Genomic DNA, 17,141 nt, shown 5'->3' on the forward strand with positions numbered 1-17,141 from the left:
CCTCGGACTCTTGTCACCGAGTCAGCGCATAAGGTAATTATAGGTCGAGAAATAACTAGATTTCGTGCGGCGGACCTAATCACCCGATATATGTGGTGTCTGCCCGGCGGAAGCCGGATCGTGGAAGGATTCCGATCGCCGCACATTTCAGCAGGAGCGCGGTCTCATGAATTGGACTGACGAGCGGGTCGAACTTCTTAGAAAATTGTGGTCGGAGGGGCTGAGCGCCAGCCAGATCGCCGCACAGCTTGGGGGTGTCAGCCGCAATGCCGTCATCGGCAAGGTGCATCGGCTGAAACTGTCGGGCCGCGGACGCGCGACTGCCACGCCGGCACGCCAGAAGAAGAGCGTGCAGGGATCGACCGTGCAGAAATCGGTGTCGCGGGCCGCGAGCACTGCGCGGCATATCACCACGTCGATCGGCGCGACCGCGCTGCAGGCGCAATTCGACGCCGTGCCGGTGACGCGTCATTATGTCCGTCCGGTCGAGAACGTCGTCGTGCCGATCTCGCGGCATCTGCAGCTCGTCGAACTGACCGAGCGGACATGCAAATGGCCGAATGGCGATCCGCTTTCGGAGGAGTTCCATTTCTGCGGCAACGACGCGGCCGAAACCGGACCCTATTGCAAGTATCACGCCCGCGTTGCGTTTCAGCCCGCTTCGGAGCGGCGGCGCAGTAGGTAGGGAAATAGGGGAGTAAGGCAGTACGGCAGTATGGGGTGAACTGCAAAAGGCTGCGCTCGTGAGGCGCCATCTTTCCCTACTGCCCTACTGCCCTACTCCTCACAGCCAGCCGCTCTTGCGGAAGCGCCAGTAGAGAACCGAGCAGACCAAAATAATCGCTCCCAGAACGACCGGGTAGCCATATTCCATCCTAAGTTCCGGCATGTCGTTGAAGTTCATGCCGTAGATGCCTGCGAGCGCCGTCGGCACCGCCAGGATTGCAGCCCATGAGGCGAGCTTCTTGGTGATCGCCGTTTCCTGGCTCTGGCCAACCAGGAGGCTCGCCTCGAAGGCAAATGCGAGCACCTCCCGCAAGCTGTCGATCTTCTCCTGGACGGTGCGGATGTGGTCGGTGACGTCGCGGAACAGCGGGTGCATGGCCGCATGGATCTGCGGCAGGTCGGCGCTGGTCAACCGGCGGCAGACTTCCACCAGCGGCAGCGCGGCGTTGCGCAGGCGCAAGAGATCGCGGCGCAGCATGTAGAGCCGCTCTATGTCGGAGCCGGTCATCGGCTTCAGCAGAACCCTGTCCTCGATCGCCTCGACCTCGTCCTCGATCTGCTCGAGCACCGGCATGTAGTTGTCGACGATGAAATCGAGAATGGCATAGAGGACGAAATCCTCGCCTTTGGCTAGCGAATGCGGGCAGCTTTCCCAATGCTGGCGAACGGCGGCATAAGAAGTCGACGGACCGTGCCTGACGCTGACGATGTAGCCGGCGCCGACGAACAGATGCGTCTCGCCGAAGGTGACGCGCCTGTCGATCAGTTGAGCCGTGCGGGCAACGATGAACAACGCATCGCCATATTGCTCGATCTTCGGCCGCTGATGCGGATGCTCGGCGTCCTCGATCGCCAGATCGTGCAGGTGGAATTGTGCCTGGACACGAAGCAACAGGTCGCGGTCCGGCTCCAGCAGGCCGATCCAGACGACATGACCTGGCTTCTTGGCCCATTCGCCGGCTTCCTCGATCGGAATGTCGGCGACACGCCGGCCGGCGGTATAGACGCTGGAAGCGACGATGGCCGATGTCGGCGGGGCCGGCGTCAGGTTCCGAACGGTTTCCATCGCTACCTCCTGGAGGCATGGCCTCGGGTCAGGATCAGGAACGTTCGGTAAAGCTTAGCCTAAATCAGCAATGGGTTCGAGAGGCAGCCGCTCACTTCGCCGGTAGCGTTGCGGGAAGCACAATCTTGTCTGTCTTGTCGCCCTTCGGCCGCTCGGCCGGCATCTGGTCGCCGGTGACGATGTAGTAGATCGTCTCGGCGATATTGGTGGCGTGGTCGCCGATCCGCTCGATGTTCTTGGCGCAGAACAGCAGGTGCGTGCAGGGCGTGATGTTGCGCGGATCTTCCATCATGTAGGTCAGCAACTCGCGAAACAGCGAGGTGTACACGGCGTCGATCTGATCGTCGCGGTCACGCACGAAGCCGATCTTTTCCACCGAGCGCGACGCGTAGACGTCGAGCACTTCCTTGAGCTGCGTCAACGCCAGGTCCGCCAAAGCCTCGATGCCGCGGAACAGGCTGGTCGGCTGGCGCCCTTCTATGACGGCAACCACGCGCTTGGCGACATTCTTGCCGAGGTCGCCGACCCGCTCGAGATCCGCCGAGATGCGGATCGCGCCGACGATCTCGCGCAAATCCGTCGCCATCGGCTGGCGCTTGGCGATGATGATGATCGCCTTGTCGTCGATCTCGCGCTGCCCCTGGTCCAGAACGGCATCGTCGCGGATGACCTTCTGGGCAAGGCCAGGGTCGGCGTTGACCAGGGCCGCAATCGCCTGTTCGACCATGCGTTCGGCATGCCCGCCCATCGCGGCAATGCGCTTCGACAGATATTTCAGCTCCTCGTCATAGGCGCTGACGATGTGCACGGACTGCATGGAGATGCCTTCCCGGGTCTTCTGGTCCGAGTCGTTCCTCGAATCCCCGCTGATACGCTAGCCGGATGACAGAAAAAAGAAAGCGATAGAGCGACGTGCGTCCACTAGGCCACAGAGTAGGCTCTAAAGTCCTGTATCCACGCATCCGGTGGTCCTAAAGTCTTCCGGTACTCGGGCCGGCGCGTGCTTAGATAGTGAGGTGTCAGTGCACCGGCAAATGCACCGTGAAAGCTGCGCCGTTGCCGACCTCCGACTTGATCGACAGCCTGGCGTTGTGGCGCGTCAGGATATGCTTGACGATGGACAGGCCAAGGCCGGTGCCCTTCTGGGTTCGGCTGTTTTCGACATCGACGCGGTAGAAACGTTCGGTGATGCGCGGGATGTGCTCCTCGGGAATGCCGGGGCCAAAGTCCCGGATGGTGATGTCGATGCCCGGTTCGGGACCGTCATCGCTGTGGGCAATCGTCACCACGACACGTCCACCCGACTGTCCATATTTGCAGGCGTTTTCCAGCAGATTTTCGAAAACCTGGAAAAGTTCATCGCGATCCCCCGCCACATTGAGTGGTCCTTTCGCGAAATCCCGCTCGATGGCAACGCCGTTTTCCCGCGCAAGCGGACCCAGCGAATCGATGACGCTGTCGAGGGTCTGGCGGAGATCGACCTCGGTTCCCGGCTGCAGATAGGGTTTCATCTCCAGCCGCGAAAGTGACAGCAGGTCGTCGATCAGGCGCGCCATGCGGCCGGTCTGGTTGTGCATGATCTGCAGGAACTGCTCGCGCGCCGCCGGGTCGTTGCGGGCCGGGCCGCGCAGCGTCTCGATGAAACCGGAGATCGAGGCGAGCGGAGTTCGCAGCTCATGGCTGGCATTGGCGATGAAGTCGGCCCGCATCCGGTCGATGCGGCGCGCCTCGCTCTGGTCCTTGAAGACCAGCACATAGAGGTCGGTGCCGTGGCCGACCGAAGATGCACTTACGCGATAGGCCCGTTCGACCGGCAGCTTTTCGGTATATTCGACGACGTCCGAAGCGGCGCCTGACAGGATACTGTCCAGCAGGGCCTGCATCTCGGGCGCGCGGAATTTCAGCGACAGCGACATGCCCGGTGCAATGCCGCCGAAGGCGGCGAAGGCGGCGGCGTTGGCATGGACAATCGTCGCGGCGCGATCGAAGATGATCAGCGGATCGGCAACGGCAGCCGCCAGATATTCTCCCGACAGCTGTTGCAGCCCGCCTGCCTCGATCGCCGCGGCATCCTCCGCGGATTGGCGCGCTACGCCGGCCGGCAGCATCGCGGCGGCGAGCAGCAGCACAGCACATGCCAGCAGCACAACATGGAAGGACATGTCTGCGAAACCATAGACCGTCAAGATCGCGACGATGCCGGTCGCAAGCAGCCAGCGGCTGTTCCACAACCGGGTGACGACGGCTTGCGCCGTGGTTCGCTGTTCTGCGCCGCCCATATCAGCCATTGTCAGCCACTGTCAGCCATTCGCGCGCACTATGCCTCCGTCCCCACCCCGACCGGCAGGTTGGAAACTTCCCGCTGACCGGCGCTATCACTAATCTGCTGCATCGTTCCTTTCGAAAATCGATTCCGATTTTCGGGCCGATGCAGTAAGGCTCCCAATAGCATGAGTCCGGAAGCTGGAAAGGTTGGTCTCGATGAAAAACCCCAAGGAAGATGCCGCCGCGCCTGTTCCGGGTCCGCAAAAGATCCGGATCAACGGCAAGGAGTTCGAGTTCGACATCGAGGATCCCAAGCTTCCGGACTGGATCGAGGACAACAAGCTGACGGCCGGCGGCTACCCCTACGACAAGAAAATGAAAAGCGACGAGTATGACGAGACGCTCGAGCGGCTGCAGATCGAGTTGGTCAAGGCGCAGGCATGGCTGCAATCGACGGGCAAGCGGGTGATGTCGCTGTTCGAAGGACGCGATGCCGCCGGCAAGGGCGGCACAATCTTCGCGCTGCGCCAGTACATGAACCCCAGGACAGCGCGCAACGTGGCGCTGACCAAGCCTAGCCCAACCGAAATCGGGCAATGGTATTTCCAGCGCTATATCGCGCACTTTCCGACATCCGGCGAGTTCGTCACCTTCGACCGCTCCTGGTACAATCGAGCCGGCGTCGAGCCGGTCATGGGCTTCTGCACGCCGGAGCAGCATCAGAGATTCCTGGACGAGACGCCGTATTTTGAACGGATGATCTGCAACGAGGGCATCCATTTCTTCAAATTCTGGCTGAACATCGGTCGGGAAACACAGCTTGAGCGGTTTCACGATCGCCGCTGGAGTCCTTTGAAGAACTGGAAATTCTCGCCGATCGATATTGCCGGCATCGCCAAATGGGACGATTACACCAAGGCGCGCGATCTCATGTTCGAGCGCACGCATAAGGAATTCGCGCCCTGGATCATCATCCAGGCCAACGACAAGCGGCGCGCGCGACTTGCCATCATCCGGCGCATCCTGTTGTCGCTTCCCTATGACGGCCGCGATCTCGACGCCATCGACAAGGAAGACAAGAAAATCATCGGGGAAGGGCCTTCGTTCCTGGGAAGACAGGCCTGAAGCGCTGCCGCGCGCCCCCAAGGACGCGCGGCACGATTCCGGATATTTTTGTCATTCTGCCGAATGACGTCTCATGCCGCCAGCCGGGCAATCCGCTGCAGCCGCCGCAGTGTGGTATCGTCCTGCAAAGCCTGCTGAAACAGCGAAATCTCCTGGTCGATGCGATCGCAGAGTGCGCCTGTGTCGCCCTTGAGCAGGTCGCGCGTCTGCAGCAGTGCGGCAACCGGCTTCTTGGCGAGTTGCCTGGCTCTGCCAAGTGCGGCTTCCTCGACGTCGCCGACCACGATCTCCGTGACCAGGCCCAGCATCCTGGCGTCCGCGGCACTGAGCGTGTCGCCCAGGCAGAAGAAGCGGAAAGCGCCGGCATAACCGAGTTTCTGCGGCGCCAGGATGCTGGTCGCCGCGTCCGGCACGAGGCCGAAATCGACGAACGGCACCCGGAACGTGCTTTCGTCAGATGCGATCACCATGTCGCAATGGAACAGGATGGTGCAGCCGACACCGACGGCGTCGCCGTCGACACAGGCAAGGACCGGTTTGGGGAACGTCGCCAACGTGCGGAACATGTCGGTGACGGCAGCGATCAACCGTTGATGCTTGGTGGCGTCGAGGAACTCGGAGAAATCGCCGCCGAGGCAGAAGCAGCCGGCGAGGCCGCGCAGCACCACGACGCGCACATCATCGTCGATTGCAGCTTCGTGGAAGATCCTGGCCAGGCTTTCATAGGCTCGCCCGTCCAGCACCGGCCGGCCGTCATCCGACGACACCGTGACGATCAACGAATGATTGCGGAACTCTGTTTGCGGGTGGATGTTCATGGCTGTCTCCAATTCTCACGAGGCCTGCCTCATTCCGAGCCTGTCGGGATATCCCCTGGCCAGGACCGGCGCGAAATGACTGCGACGCGACCGCACCACCTCAAGCGTGTGCTCGTTGAAGGTGAGCAGTGTGGCGACGACCTGCTGGTTGCCATAGGTGCGCTGGTAGCCAAGCGGCTTCGCCAGGAAGTGCAACTGCAGCGCCCGCAGAACCCACATCGGCTCGAACTCGATGATCACCTGTTTGACATTCCGCTTCAGCCCCCACTCGACGAAGCCGGCAATGAGCTCGGTGCCGACCGTGGAGACGCCGCGCTTGCCGTCACGAAAGCCCGGCGCGACCGCATAGCGGGTCAGTTCCCACACGTTCGGCCCGGATGGCGGCGTCCCTTCAAAGAGGTCCGCCAGCACCTCGGTCAGAAGATGCGCACGCGTTGTCGGCAACATCCGCTGATAACCGGCGAGTTCGCCATTGCGGATGACGAGTTGGTGCACCGCCTCGTCATGGTCGAACTGATCGATCTCAAGGCCGTCGGGGCGCTGCAGATCGGACCACCCCATCTCCTCGACGAAAATCTTGTAGCGTAAACGATGAACGGCCTCCCAAAGGTCGGGACGTTCCATAAGTTCCTGTGTTGTAAGGGAAAAAAGCATCTGCCGTCTCCTAGGTTCAATAGGAAGATACGGCCGGGCTGTCCCGAGGAAATTACGCGATCACGTAGGCAAGAATTTCTAGGCCGGCACGGCCGAGCTAGCTAATATAGCCGCGCCTTATCGCTTCCGCGACCGCCTGCACCCGGTTGACGGCACCGAGTTTGCTTTTGGCGTTAAGAAGGTGTTTCTCTGATGTGTGTTCCGAAATGCCGAGAATCTGTGAAATCTCCCATTCGGACTTGCCGACAGCGGCCCATTGCATGCATTCGCGCTCACGCGGCGTCAGTTCGACGTGGTGGTCGAGGGTCTTGGCCGCCATCGTGTGGATCTGCATGGCGCGGCCAATCGCATAGGTCGCCACCAGCGACACCAGCCCAAAATCGGCGCCCGACAATTCGACGGCCTCGCCGCCCAGCGACACCATGACGATCTGGCCATCGAGCGTGATCAGCGGGAAGGCCAATCCGTCGCGCAGCTTGAATTCGCCGGCGTCGCCCATCACTTCGCCGCTGCTCTTGTCGATGCGGATGCTCTGGGACGCTTCCCGCCACTGGAACGGCGCCTGCAGCTGCTTCATGTGGCTGACGACGGGGTCATGGTCGACATAGTTGCGCGCCACATAGCGCTCCAGCCATTCTCCCGGCCACTCGCAAAGCAGCACATGGTCCTTTTGCTGGCCTCTTGGCGTGCCCGGCTGCGGAACCGTTCCGGCCATCAGCGCCGTCAGGCCGAACTCCGAGGTTATGCCAAGCAGTTTTTCGCAGACCGCGGCCGCCGTATCGGCGTGCTGCAGCTGATCTATGAATTCCAGTGTGCGATCGAAGTGGCCCATTGCAACATCTACCCCATGTTGCCTTCCCGCGTTGAGATCAACGGCCCAGTGCTTGACCCGCACTTTGCCCTCGACCCCGGATTACAAACCTGCTCCTCTCTGTCTGCAGCGCCTTGCGACTACCCCTCCAGCCGACGCAACACATGTTTGCAAGCTCGCTGAAGCATAACCCTAAATCGGCGTGATGAAATCAAAAACCGTTGTGCCTGTGCCTTTTTCGTACCAAAAGCCACATTGGACAAGACAGGGCGGAGTTCGATCGTGGCAATTCGATGGATATCCATCGTCTTAACGCTGGCAATGACGGGGGCACAGTGGCTCACGGCGGCGCGCGCCGCGGAGCCGCAAGTGCCGATGCTGTGGGATGCCAAGGAGCGGCTGCCGAAGCCTGACCTGTCCGCGCTGCCGCGTCTGAGATTCCTGACCACCACCGATTTCCCGCCGTTCAACTTCCTCGACGGGGCGGGCCGCTTGTCCGGCTTCCACGTCGATCTGGCGCGCGCGATCTGCGCCGAACTCGGCATCGCCGAAAAATGCCAGATCCAGGCGCTGCCTTGGGCCGAGCTCGAAGGGGCGCTGCAAAAGGGCGAAGGCGAAGCGATCATTGCCGGCATTGCCGCCACGCCAGAGTCGCGGTCGAAATATGCCTTCTCGCGTTCCTACCTGCAGTTTCCGGCGCGCTTCATCATGCCGAAGGCAAAGGCGCTCACGGAACCTATCTTCGACAGACTGCGCGGCAAGCGCGTCGGCGTGGTCGCAGGCTCCGCGCATGAGCGGATGCTGCGCGATTATTTCGGCACCGTTCAGGTCGTTCCCTTCGCGCAACTGGAAGAGCTCTACGATGGTCTCAAGGACGGCAAGGTCGACGCCGGCTTCGGCGACGGCATGCGCTTCGCCTTCTGGCTGGGCAGTTCGAATGCCGCAGCCTGCTGCCGCTTTGCCGGCGGTCCCTATCTGGCGCCCGAATATCTGGGGTCGGGTATGGCCATCGCCACCAGGGCCAACGATCCAGCGCTGGCCGCAGCGTTCGACTACGCACTGCAGGAGATTTCGGTGAAGGGCATCTTCGCCGAATTCTATCTGCGCTATTTCCCGGTCAGTTTTTTCTGATCCGGCCCGGTCAGCTTTTTCTGATCCGGCCCGGTCAGTTTTTTCTGATCCGGCCCGGTCAGCTTCTTCTGACCCGTTGGCGTCTGGATCAAGTCAGCGTGCGCAGGCGAGCCTTGGCAGCACGGGCGATGGCGGCGACGGTGAGCGTGTCGAGATCAAGCTGGCGACGGATAAGCTGCAGCACCCTCACCTCCTCCAAGCGCATTTCGAGGTCGACGGCCGCAACCTCGAAGGCCGCGGCATAGGCGGTGTCAAGCAGGCGATCGGGCAGTGCTTCAGCGACGCGCGCCAAAACGCCTTCCAGGCCGTCCTTTTCGTGCAGCAACTTTTGGCAGTCCTGGGCGACGCCGACCAGCCGGTCGTGGTCGAAGTCCTCGAACACCGGCCATGAGCGGACGACGTCGCCAATCCGCGCCAATTCGACATTGGTCATGTCGCGATCGGACGCGGAGGTGATGACCATAAGATAGATCAGGGCTTCTTGCGGCGGCAACGGCATTTAAAACTCCTCAAACGGGCTCCGAAGTTAGGAACGAGGCACCGACGTCGCAAGGAAAAAGAGCCGCGATCGTTGACGCCCACGGCAGGCACGCCTAGAGACCGGTTGAAAAAATCATCCCGGCGAATAATTTGGAAACGGTGACATGGCGGGATCAAACATCATCGATCTCAATCCCGAGGTGCTTGCGGCAGCGGCTGAAAGCAAGGCGTGGCCGTTCGAGGAAGCCAGGAAGATCGTCGAGCGCTACAAAGACACTGACTTTCCCGAGACCGTCCTGTTTGAGACCGGCTACGGTCCGTCGGGGCTGCCGCACATCGGTACTTTCGGCGAGGTCGCACGCACCTCGATGGTGCGCCACGCCTTCCGCGTCCTCACCCGGGACACGGTCAAGACCAAGATCTTGTGCTTTTCCGACGACATGGACGGCATGCGCAAGATTCCGGACAACGTCCCCGATCGCGCCGCACTCGAGCCGCACCTGCACAAGCCGCTCTCGTCCGTCCCCAATCCTTTCGGCGGCGACTATGCGAGCTTCGCAGACCACAACAACGCAATGCTTTGCCGTTTCCTGGACACGTTCGGCTTCGACTACGAGTTCGCCAGCGCGACGGAATACTACAAGGCTGGCCGTTTCGACGACGTTCTGCTGCGCGCTGCCGAACGTTTCGACAAAATCATGGACGTGATGCTGCCGACGCTCGGAGAGGAGCGTCAGGCGACCTACAGTCCGTTCCTGCCGATTTCCCCCAAAAGTGGCCGCGTGCTTTACGTCCCCATGAAGCATGTCGACGCCAAGGCCGGCACGATCACCTTCGACGATGACGGCACCGAAACCACGCTGCCCATAACCGGCGGCAGGGTGAAGCTGCAGTGGAAGCCGGATTTCGGCATGCGCTGGGCGGCGCTCGGCGTCGATTTCGAAATGTTCGGCAAAGACCACCAGACGAATGCGGTGATCTACGACCGTATCTGCAATATCCTGGGCGGGCGCGCTCCCGAGCATTTCGTCTATGAGCTGTTCCTGGACGAGAACGGCCAGAAGATTTCGAAGTCGAAGGGCAACGGACTGACCATAGACGAGTGGCTGACCTACGCGCCGACCGAAAGCCTCGAGCTCTACATGTACCAGCGGCCGCGGCAGGCCAAGAAGCTCTATTTCGACGTCATTCCGAAGGCGGTGGACGAGTATTACGCCTTTCTGTCCGCCTATCGCCGGCAGGAGTGGAAGGAGCGGCTGGGAAATCCCGTCTGGCACATGCATGACGGGAACCCGCCTGTCGTCGACCTGCCGGTGTCGTTCGCGCTGCTGCTCAATCTGGTCAGCGCCTCGAACGCCCAGAACAAGGACGTGCTGTGGGGGTTCATTTTGCGCCACACCTCAGGCGTGACGCCGAAGACCCATCCCGAGCTCGACCGGCTGGCCGAATATGCGATCCGCTATTTCGACGATTTCGTGAAGCCGGCCAAGGTGTACCGGGCCGCCGACCCGGTCGAGCGCGAGGCGCTGACGAAACTGTCCGAAGCGCTCGCCGCATTGCCGCCAGATGCCGATGGCGAGGCGATCCAGAATGCCGCGCTCAACGTCGCGCGCAAGATCGAACGCTATCAGGACCATTCGAAGCAAAGCCCGGAAGGCGGGCCGGGCGTCTCCGTCGCCTTCTTCCAGATGATCTACCAGATTTTGATCGGACAAGAGCGCGGCCCGCGCTTCGGTTCCTTCGCCGCGCTCTACGGCATCGCAGAAACCCGCGCGCTCATTCAGAAGGCGCTGGCCGGTCAGTTGGCGGCGTAGCAGTCGTCTCAGATGTCGGCGTAGCCGTCGCCGACGGATCGAGAATCGGCTGCGTCGGCTGGGCTGTGGCCGCAAAAGGGGCTGGCGCCGGAGGCAGGCCGGAGAGACTGGGCGCCGGCCCGAAAATGCCCTTCCTCGCCATACGGGCCTTCTCGCCGGTCTCGACATAAGGGCCACCCTTGGCGGCGCGCGCCCAGCCGTTTTCGATCAACCACTGGCCGACATCCCGGTTGCCGACGCGGCAATCGGCGGTGATCAGGTCGCGGCCGCCCTCGGGTGGCACCGTGCAGACCACCGCCCGACCGCGCAGGAAGGCACGGAACGCCGTTCGCGCCCGGGTGCCACACGTCCACGACTTGCCGCCGTCGGTGCAAGTTTCGTCCTGCCTGACGATGTCGACGCCGGAAATCGCGACGGAGTAGCCCTTGGCCTCGATCACACCGGCGGCCGATGCAACCGGCTGGAACAGTTTTGTCCCGTTCCAGTCGTCGGGCATTTTCGTTTTGGGCGGCTTGGGCGGTCCGGCCAGCGCCAACTCACTCAGCGGCGCGCGCGGCTCGACCCGTTCAAGCTCTTGCGGCTGAAGCTGCGGCGGGGCGACGACTTCGGGATCGATGGCCCTGGAATGCGCCTCTGGGCTCGCCGCCTTGGGTCGCGGATTTGCTGATGTAGCAGGCGCTCGGGATTGCGCCGCGATGCCGGCCTGCGCCCGAGCCGCGACGCGCCCATTTTCGTCCTGCAGAACGGCGCGGCCACCGGCGGCAATCGCAGCCCCCATTGCCAGGATCGTCAACACCGCGGCGGCGGCATGAAGCGGACGCACCGGCGGCCCCTACTGGCTTGCCCAGACAATCCGCGCCACCCATTCGACATCGCGCATCGGGATCTCGCGATCCGGGTGATCGGGATTGAGCGAGACCAGCATGATCGACTTCGCCGTCTGACGGTCCAGCACCTTGGCCATCACCTCGCCGGCATTGGTCTTGACGACGACGCGATCGCCCTTGCGGGTGGCGGCGCCCGGCTCGACGATCAGCACGTCGCCGTTGCGGTAGAGCGGCAGCATGGAATCGCCCTGGACCTGCAGCGCATAGGAGGTTTCAGTCGCCCGTGCCGGAAGCTCGATCAGATCCCAGCCCTGCCCCACGGGAAAGCCGGCATCGTCGAAGAAGCCGCCAGCGCCGGCCTGGGCGAAGCCGAGCAGCGGCACCGAAGACGTCTGTGCCGGCAGAGATCCGGGAACGGTCTTGCCCCGGCCTTCGACCAGTCCGGTGAATTCGTCGAGCGAAGCGCCGGTCGCCTCGATGATCTTGGCCAGCGACTCGGTCGACGGCCAGCGCGGCCGCCCGTCCGAGGACAGCCGCTTCGATTTGTTGAAGGCCGTCGAATCGAGGCCCGCGCGTTTCGCCAGCCCCGACGCCGAGAGCGAATAGCGCTCGGCGAGAGCATCGATGGCGGCCCACACGCGGTCATGCGAGAGCACTTTTGCTCTCCTTCAGAACAGGAAAAAATACCTTCTCCGTTCTAACCGGTGGCCGTGAGTTTGTCCACCATCGAAGGCGGCGTCACGCCGCCTTCTTGGCCTCGCTCCTGGCATAGGGATCGAAGCGTTCGTAGAAAGTCTCGCCCTTCTCTGCCATCTCGAGCAGGAGCTTCGGCGCTTTGAACTCGGCGCCATACTTCTTCTGAAGACCCTTGGCGATCTTGACGAATTTTTTTGCGCCGATGCCGTCGATGTAGGACAGCACGCCGCCGGTAAAGGGCGCGAAGCCGAAGGCGAGGATCGAGCCGACATCGGCCTCGCGCGGATCGGTGACGATGCCCTCCTCCATAACCCGGGCCGCCTCCAACGCGATGGTGACCAGGAGCCGCTGCTTCAGTTCCTCATAGTCGACCTCTTCAGGCGGCAACTGCCGATAGAGATCCTTCAGGCCCGGCCACAGCTTCTTCTTGGCAGGCTTTTGCGGATAGTCGTAAAAACCCTTGCCGTTCTTGCGGCCGAAGCGGCCATGCGTGTCGACCAGCGTGTTGATCAGCGTCATCTGCTTCGGGTCGACAGCCTTGTCGCCGAGATCGCGCATGGTCTGCTTCATGATCTTCTGCGCGAGGTCGATCGCCGTTTCGTCCGTCAGCGCCAAGGGGCCGACCGGCATGCCGGCGGCCTTCGCCGCGTTCTCGATCATCGGCGCCGGAACCCCCTCGATGAGCATCTTGTAGGCTTCCGACATGTAGCGCAGCACGCAACGGTTGACGTAGAAGCCGCGCGTGTCGTTGACGACGATCGGCGTCTTCTTGATGGCGCGGACGAAGTCGATCGCGGTGGCCAGCGCCTTGTCGCCCGTCTTCTTGCCCAAAATGATTTCGACCAGCATCATCTTGTCGACCGGCGAGAAGAAATGGATGCCGATGAAATTCTTCGGCCGCGCCGAATTCTTCGCCAGCGACGTGATCGGGATGGTGGACGTGTTCGACGCGAAGATCGCCGACGCCTTCAGCACGGCCTCCGCCTTTTCGGTGGCGTCTTTCTTGACGCCCGAATCCTCGAATACCGCCTCGACCACCAGGTCGCAGCCTGCGAGGTCGGCATAGTCCGCCGTCGGCGTGATCAGCGACAGCAGCCTGTCCTTGTCCTCCGGCTTGGCGCGGCCCTTCCTGACCTGATCCGAGATCAGGCTGTCCGAATGCGCCTTGCCCTTGGCGGCAGCGTCCATGTCGCGGTCGAGCAGCACCACCGGAATGCCGGCCTTGGCCGTGACATAGGCGATGCCGGCGCCCATGAAACCGGCGCCGAGCACGCCGAACTTCTTGAACTTGGTTTCCGGCACGCCGGCCGGACGACGCGCGCCCTTGTTCAGTTCCTGCAGCGACACGAACAGCGAGCGGATCATCGCCGCCGCTTCTCTGGTCTGCATGATTTCGGTGAAATAACGCTGCTCGATGCGCAAGCCGGTGTCGAACGGCACCAGCAAGCCTTCATAGACGCATTTCAGGATGGCCGCGGCGGCCGGATAGTTGCCATAGGTCTCGCGACGCAGGATGGCGATTGCAGGTGGCCACAGATTGGCGCCGGCCACCGAATAGACCGGGCCGCCGGGCAGCTTGAAGCCCTTCTCGTCCCACGGCGCCACTGGCTTCAAGCCATTTTTGATCATGGCTTTGGCGGATTCGACCAGCTTCGTCGGTTCGGCAATCTCATGGATCAGGCCCATCGACTTGGCCTTCTGCGGCGACAGCGTCTGACCGGACGTCAGCATCTGCAGGGCCTGCTGCTGGTCGGTCAGCCGCGGCACGCGCTGGGTGCCGCCGGCACCTGGGAAGATGCCGATCTTCACTTCGGGGAGCGCCATCTTGACCTTGTCGGAATCGGCCGCGACACGGCCATGGCAAGCGAGCGACAGCTCGAACGCACCGCCCATGCAGGTGCCGTTGATCGCCGAAACCCACGGCTTGCCTGAGGTCTCCAGCTTGCGGAACAAGCCGGTCATGTAGCCGGCATTGTCGAACAATGCCTTGGTCGCCTTGTCCAGGTCCTTGGCTTTATCGGCTGCGAACTTCGACAGCATCTTCTGCAGCATGGTGATGTCGGCACCGCCGGAGAACGTGTCCTTGCCGGAGGTGATCACCGCCCCCTTTATCGACGCGTCGCTCGCCACCTTATCGACGATGGCGTTCAGCTCCAGCATCGCCTCTTCGGTGAAGACGTTCATCGAGCGGTCGGGCATGTCCCAGGTGACCAGCGCGATGCCATCGGCGTCGATGTCGAGGGTGAAGTTGGTGTAGCTCATCGGTCTCTCTCCCGTCAGACGCGTTCGATGATCGTTGCGGTGCCCATGCCGGCGCCGATGCAGAGCGTCACCAGCGCGGTGTTCAGGTCGCGGCGCTCCAGTTCGTCCAGCACCGTTCCGAAGATCATCGCACCGGTTGCGCCGAGCGGATGGCCCATTGCGATGGCGCCGCCATTGACGTTGATCCTGTCGTGCGAAATGTCGAAAGCCTGCATGTAGCGCAGCACCACCGAGGCGAACGCCTCGTTGAGTTCGAACAGATCAATGTCCGACAGCTTCATCCTGGCACGCTTCAGCAGCTTCTCGGTCACGTCGACCGGACCGGTCAGCATCAGCACCGGCTCCGAACCGATATTGGCGAATGCACGGATGCGAGCGCGCGGCTTCAGGTCGAGCGACTTTCCAGCCTTCTTCGAGCCGAGCAGAACGGCCGCCGCGCCGTCGACGATGCCGGACGAATTGCCGGCGTGGTGGACGTGATTGACCTCCTCCACCTCGGGATGCTTCTGCACCGCGACGGCATCGAAGCCGCCCATTTCGCCGGGCATGACGAAAGACGGGTTGAGGGCCGCCAGCGATTGCATATCGGTCGAAGGCCGCATGTGCTCATCGTGGTCGAGGATGGTCAGGCCGTTCTGGTCCTTGATCGAGATCACCGAATTCTTGAAGCGGCCTTCGCCCCAGGCTTTGGCGGCGCGCTTCTGGCTTTCGACCGCATAGGCGTCAACGTCGTCGCGCGAAAAGCCGTACTTCGTGGCGATCAGATCGGCCGAGATGCCTTGCGGCACAAACCAGCCCGGCAGGCCGACCGAGGGGTCCATGAACCAGGCGCCGCCGGATGCGCCCATGCCGACACGCGACATCGATTCGACGCCGCCGGCGATGACGATCTCGTCGGCGCCCTGCGCGATCTTGGCGGCGCCGAAATTGATGGCGTCCAGGCCAGAGGCGCAGAAACGCGAGATCTGCATGCCGGGCGCTTTCGTGTCGTAACCGGCCTCGAAGGCGGCGGCGCGCGGAATGACAGAACCCGCCTCGCCGACCGGATCGACGCAGCCGAAGATGATGTCGTCGACGGCGCCGGTGTCCAGCCCATTGCGGTCACGGATCGCCTCGAGCACCTTGGCGCCGAGCCGCACCGCCGGCACCTCGTGCAGCGAGCCATCCTTCTTGCCCCTGCCGCGCGGCGTGCGCACGGCGTCATAGACATAAGCTTCGGCCATTTTCCTGCTCCTTGGTTTGCTGAAAGTCTCTCAGAGAGAGCGCCCGATCAGCAATTTCATGATCTCGTTGGTGCCGCCGTAGATGCGCTGGACGCGGGCGTCGCGGAACATGCGGGCGATCGGATACTCATTCATGTAGCCATAGCCGCCATGCAATTGAAGGCATTCATCGACGACTTTTCCCTGCAGGTCTGACAGCCAGTATTTGGCCATCGAGGCCGTCACCGGGTCGAGGCCTCCATTGATATGGCGGGCGACGCAGTCATTGTAGAAGACCCGGCCGATGGTCGCCTCGGTCTTCAATTCGGCCAGCTTGAACTGGGTGTTCTGGAAATCGATAATCGCCTTGCCGAAGGCCTTGCGCTCCTTGACGTAGTCGATGGTCAACGCCAGCGCCCGTTCGACCATGGCGATGGCGCCGGTGCCGATCTGCAGCCGCTCCTGCGGCAATTGCTGCATCAACTGGACGAAGCCCTGGCCTTCCTCGTGGCCGAGTAGATTGGAGGTCGGCACGCGCATATCGTTGAAGAACAGTTCCGACGTGTCGTTGGCCTTGAGCCCGATCTTGTCGAGGTTGCGGCCGCGCTCGAACCCTTCCACCTCGTCGGTCTCGACGACGATCAGCGAGGTGCCCTTGGCGCCCTTCTCCGGATCGGTCTTGGTGACGATTATGATGAAATTGGCGAGCTGGCCGTTGGTTATGAAGGTCTTCGAGCCGTTGACCTTGTATTGGTTGCCGTCCTTCTCGGCGCGCGTTTTGACGCCTTGCAGGTCGGAACCGGCGCCGGGCTCGGTCATGGCGATGGCGCCGATCAGCTCGCCGGTCGCCAGTTTCGGCAGCCACTTCTTCTTCTGCTCCTCCGAGCCGTAGTGGAGGATGTAAGGAGCGACGATCGAATTGTGCAGGCCGATGCCGAAACCGTCGACGCCGACATGGCCGATCGCCTCGATGATGGCGCTCTCATGCGCGAACGTCCCGCCCGAACCGCCATATTCCTCCGGCATCGAGGCACAGAGCAGACCGGCCGCGCCCGCCTTCAGCCAGCACTCACGGTCGACCATCTCGTTCTTCTCGAACTCGTCATAGCGTGGCGCGATCTCTTCCGACATGAAGCGGTGCGCCATGTCGTAGAGCATGCCGACCTCGTCCGCCGCCCAGGCTGGTTTGGGAAGGCCAAGAATTTCGGCGGGGTTGGTCATGCTGTTTCTCCCTTGCGCCGACGTCCCCCCCTCGAGGGGAGGG

Annotated in this window: 16 protein-coding genes; 4 read left to right on the plus strand and 12 right to left on the minus strand. The window is 62.3% G+C overall.

The features are described from left to right. The first annotated feature begins 166 nt into the window (after nucleotides 1-166). Nucleotides 167-685, plus strand: coding sequence for a GcrA family cell cycle regulator (locus tag AC0L2M_RS21335; RefSeq protein ID WP_027155176.1), 519 nt, complete (start codon nucleotides 167-169; stop codon nucleotides 683-685). A gap of 99 nt (nucleotides 686-784) precedes the next feature. Here the strand turns inward: AC0L2M_RS21335 and AC0L2M_RS21340 are convergent, their stop codons facing one another. The 3 genes from AC0L2M_RS21340 to AC0L2M_RS21350 all read right to left on the minus strand — a co-directional run bounded on the left by AC0L2M_RS21340 (nucleotide 785) and on the right by AC0L2M_RS21350 (nucleotide 4,080). Continuing rightward, nucleotides 785-1,792: a magnesium and cobalt transport protein CorA gene (locus AC0L2M_RS21340; RefSeq protein WP_023802182.1), complete on the minus strand. Its 1,008-nt coding sequence runs from the start codon at nucleotides 1,790-1,792 to the stop codon at nucleotides 785-787. Between the two features lie 91 nt (nucleotides 1,793-1,883). Beyond that, complete coding sequence (phoU, locus tag AC0L2M_RS21345; RefSeq protein ID WP_023802181.1) at nucleotides 1,884-2,609, minus strand: phosphate signaling complex protein PhoU; 726 nt, start codon at nucleotides 2,607-2,609, stop codon at nucleotides 1,884-1,886. Nucleotides 2,610-2,811: 202 nt separating this feature from the next. Next, a complete protein-coding gene (locus tag AC0L2M_RS21350; protein ID WP_473535813.1) occupies nucleotides 2,812-4,080 on the minus strand; it encodes a sensor histidine kinase in 1,269 nt (422 codons plus the stop codon). Between the two features lie 193 nt (nucleotides 4,081-4,273). On the opposite strand from AC0L2M_RS21350, the gene ppk2 reads away from it, so the two are divergent. Beyond that, nucleotides 4,274-5,182 carry a polyphosphate kinase 2 gene (gene ppk2, locus AC0L2M_RS21355; protein WP_473535814.1) on the plus strand — a complete coding sequence of 303 codons (909 nt, stop codon included), beginning with the start codon at nucleotides 4,274-4,276 and terminating at the stop codon, nucleotides 5,180-5,182. A 71-nt stretch (nucleotides 5,183-5,253) separates the two neighbouring features. On the opposite strand, the gene AC0L2M_RS21360 is transcribed toward ppk2, so the two are convergent. The 3 genes from AC0L2M_RS21360 to AC0L2M_RS21370 form a co-directional block, all read right to left on the minus strand. Next, on the minus strand, nucleotides 5,254-6,000 hold the full coding sequence (locus AC0L2M_RS21360; protein ID WP_084646899.1) for an enoyl-CoA hydratase-related protein: 747 nt from the start codon (nucleotides 5,998-6,000) through the stop codon (nucleotides 5,254-5,256). 15 nt (nucleotides 6,001-6,015) lie between these two features. Further along, entirely contained in the window at nucleotides 6,016-6,654 is a 639-nt protein-coding gene (locus AC0L2M_RS21365) for an acyl-homoserine-lactone synthase (protein WP_473535815.1), read from the minus strand. 97 nt (nucleotides 6,655-6,751) lie between these two features. Then, nucleotides 6,752-7,486: a helix-turn-helix transcriptional regulator gene (locus AC0L2M_RS21370; protein ID WP_023802176.1), complete on the minus strand. Its 735-nt coding sequence runs from the start codon at nucleotides 7,484-7,486 to the stop codon at nucleotides 6,752-6,754. A gap of 261 nt (nucleotides 7,487-7,747) precedes the next feature. On the opposite strand from AC0L2M_RS21370, the gene AC0L2M_RS21375 reads away from it, so the two are divergent. Then, nucleotides 7,748-8,596, plus strand: coding sequence for a transporter substrate-binding domain-containing protein (locus tag AC0L2M_RS21375; protein ID WP_473535816.1), 849 nt, complete (start codon nucleotides 7,748-7,750; stop codon nucleotides 8,594-8,596). 88 nt (nucleotides 8,597-8,684) lie between these two features. Here AC0L2M_RS21375 and AC0L2M_RS21380 read toward each other — a convergent pair whose 3' ends face one another. Beyond that, entirely contained in the window at nucleotides 8,685-9,095 is a 411-nt protein-coding gene (locus AC0L2M_RS21380) for a tellurite resistance TerB family protein (RefSeq protein WP_023802174.1), read from the minus strand. Nucleotides 9,096-9,240: 145 nt separating this feature from the next. On the opposite strand from AC0L2M_RS21380, the gene AC0L2M_RS21385 reads away from it, so the two are divergent. Continuing rightward, nucleotides 9,241-10,890 carry a lysine--tRNA ligase gene (locus tag AC0L2M_RS21385; RefSeq protein WP_473535817.1) on the plus strand — a complete coding sequence of 550 codons (1,650 nt, stop codon included), beginning with the start codon at nucleotides 9,241-9,243 and terminating at the stop codon, nucleotides 10,888-10,890. Here AC0L2M_RS21385 and AC0L2M_RS21390 read toward each other — a convergent pair. The 5 genes from AC0L2M_RS21390 to AC0L2M_RS21410 all read right to left on the minus strand — a co-directional run bounded on the left by AC0L2M_RS21390 (nucleotide 10,853) and on the right by AC0L2M_RS21410 (nucleotide 17,098). Next, on the minus strand, nucleotides 10,853-11,713 hold the full coding sequence (locus AC0L2M_RS21390; RefSeq protein ID WP_473535818.1) for a thermonuclease family protein: 861 nt from the start codon (nucleotides 11,711-11,713) through the stop codon (nucleotides 10,853-10,855). The two genes, AC0L2M_RS21385 and AC0L2M_RS21390, sit on opposite strands and share 38 nt — an antisense overlap. Before the next feature lie 9 nt (nucleotides 11,714-11,722). Beyond that, nucleotides 11,723-12,373 carry a S24 family peptidase gene (locus tag AC0L2M_RS21395; RefSeq protein ID WP_023802171.1) on the minus strand — a complete coding sequence of 217 codons (651 nt, stop codon included), beginning with the start codon at nucleotides 12,371-12,373 and terminating at the stop codon, nucleotides 11,723-11,725. Between the two features lie 82 nt (nucleotides 12,374-12,455). Beyond that, a complete protein-coding gene (locus tag AC0L2M_RS21400; RefSeq protein ID WP_473535819.1) occupies nucleotides 12,456-14,675 on the minus strand; it encodes a 3-hydroxyacyl-CoA dehydrogenase NAD-binding domain-containing protein in 2,220 nt (739 codons plus the stop codon). 14 nt (nucleotides 14,676-14,689) lie between these two features. Continuing rightward, a complete protein-coding gene (locus tag AC0L2M_RS21405) occupies nucleotides 14,690-15,898 on the minus strand; it encodes an acetyl-CoA C-acetyltransferase (protein WP_023802169.1) in 1,209 nt (402 codons plus the stop codon). A 30-nt stretch (nucleotides 15,899-15,928) separates the two neighbouring features. Beyond that, nucleotides 15,929-17,098 (minus strand): acyl-CoA dehydrogenase family protein, encoded by a 1,170-nt coding sequence (locus AC0L2M_RS21410; RefSeq protein WP_287174623.1) that lies wholly within the window; start codon nucleotides 17,096-17,098, stop codon nucleotides 15,929-15,931. Between the last annotated feature and the right edge of the window lie 43 nt (nucleotides 17,099-17,141).

This window comes from Mesorhizobium sp. WSM4806 (genome assembly GCF_055811635.1).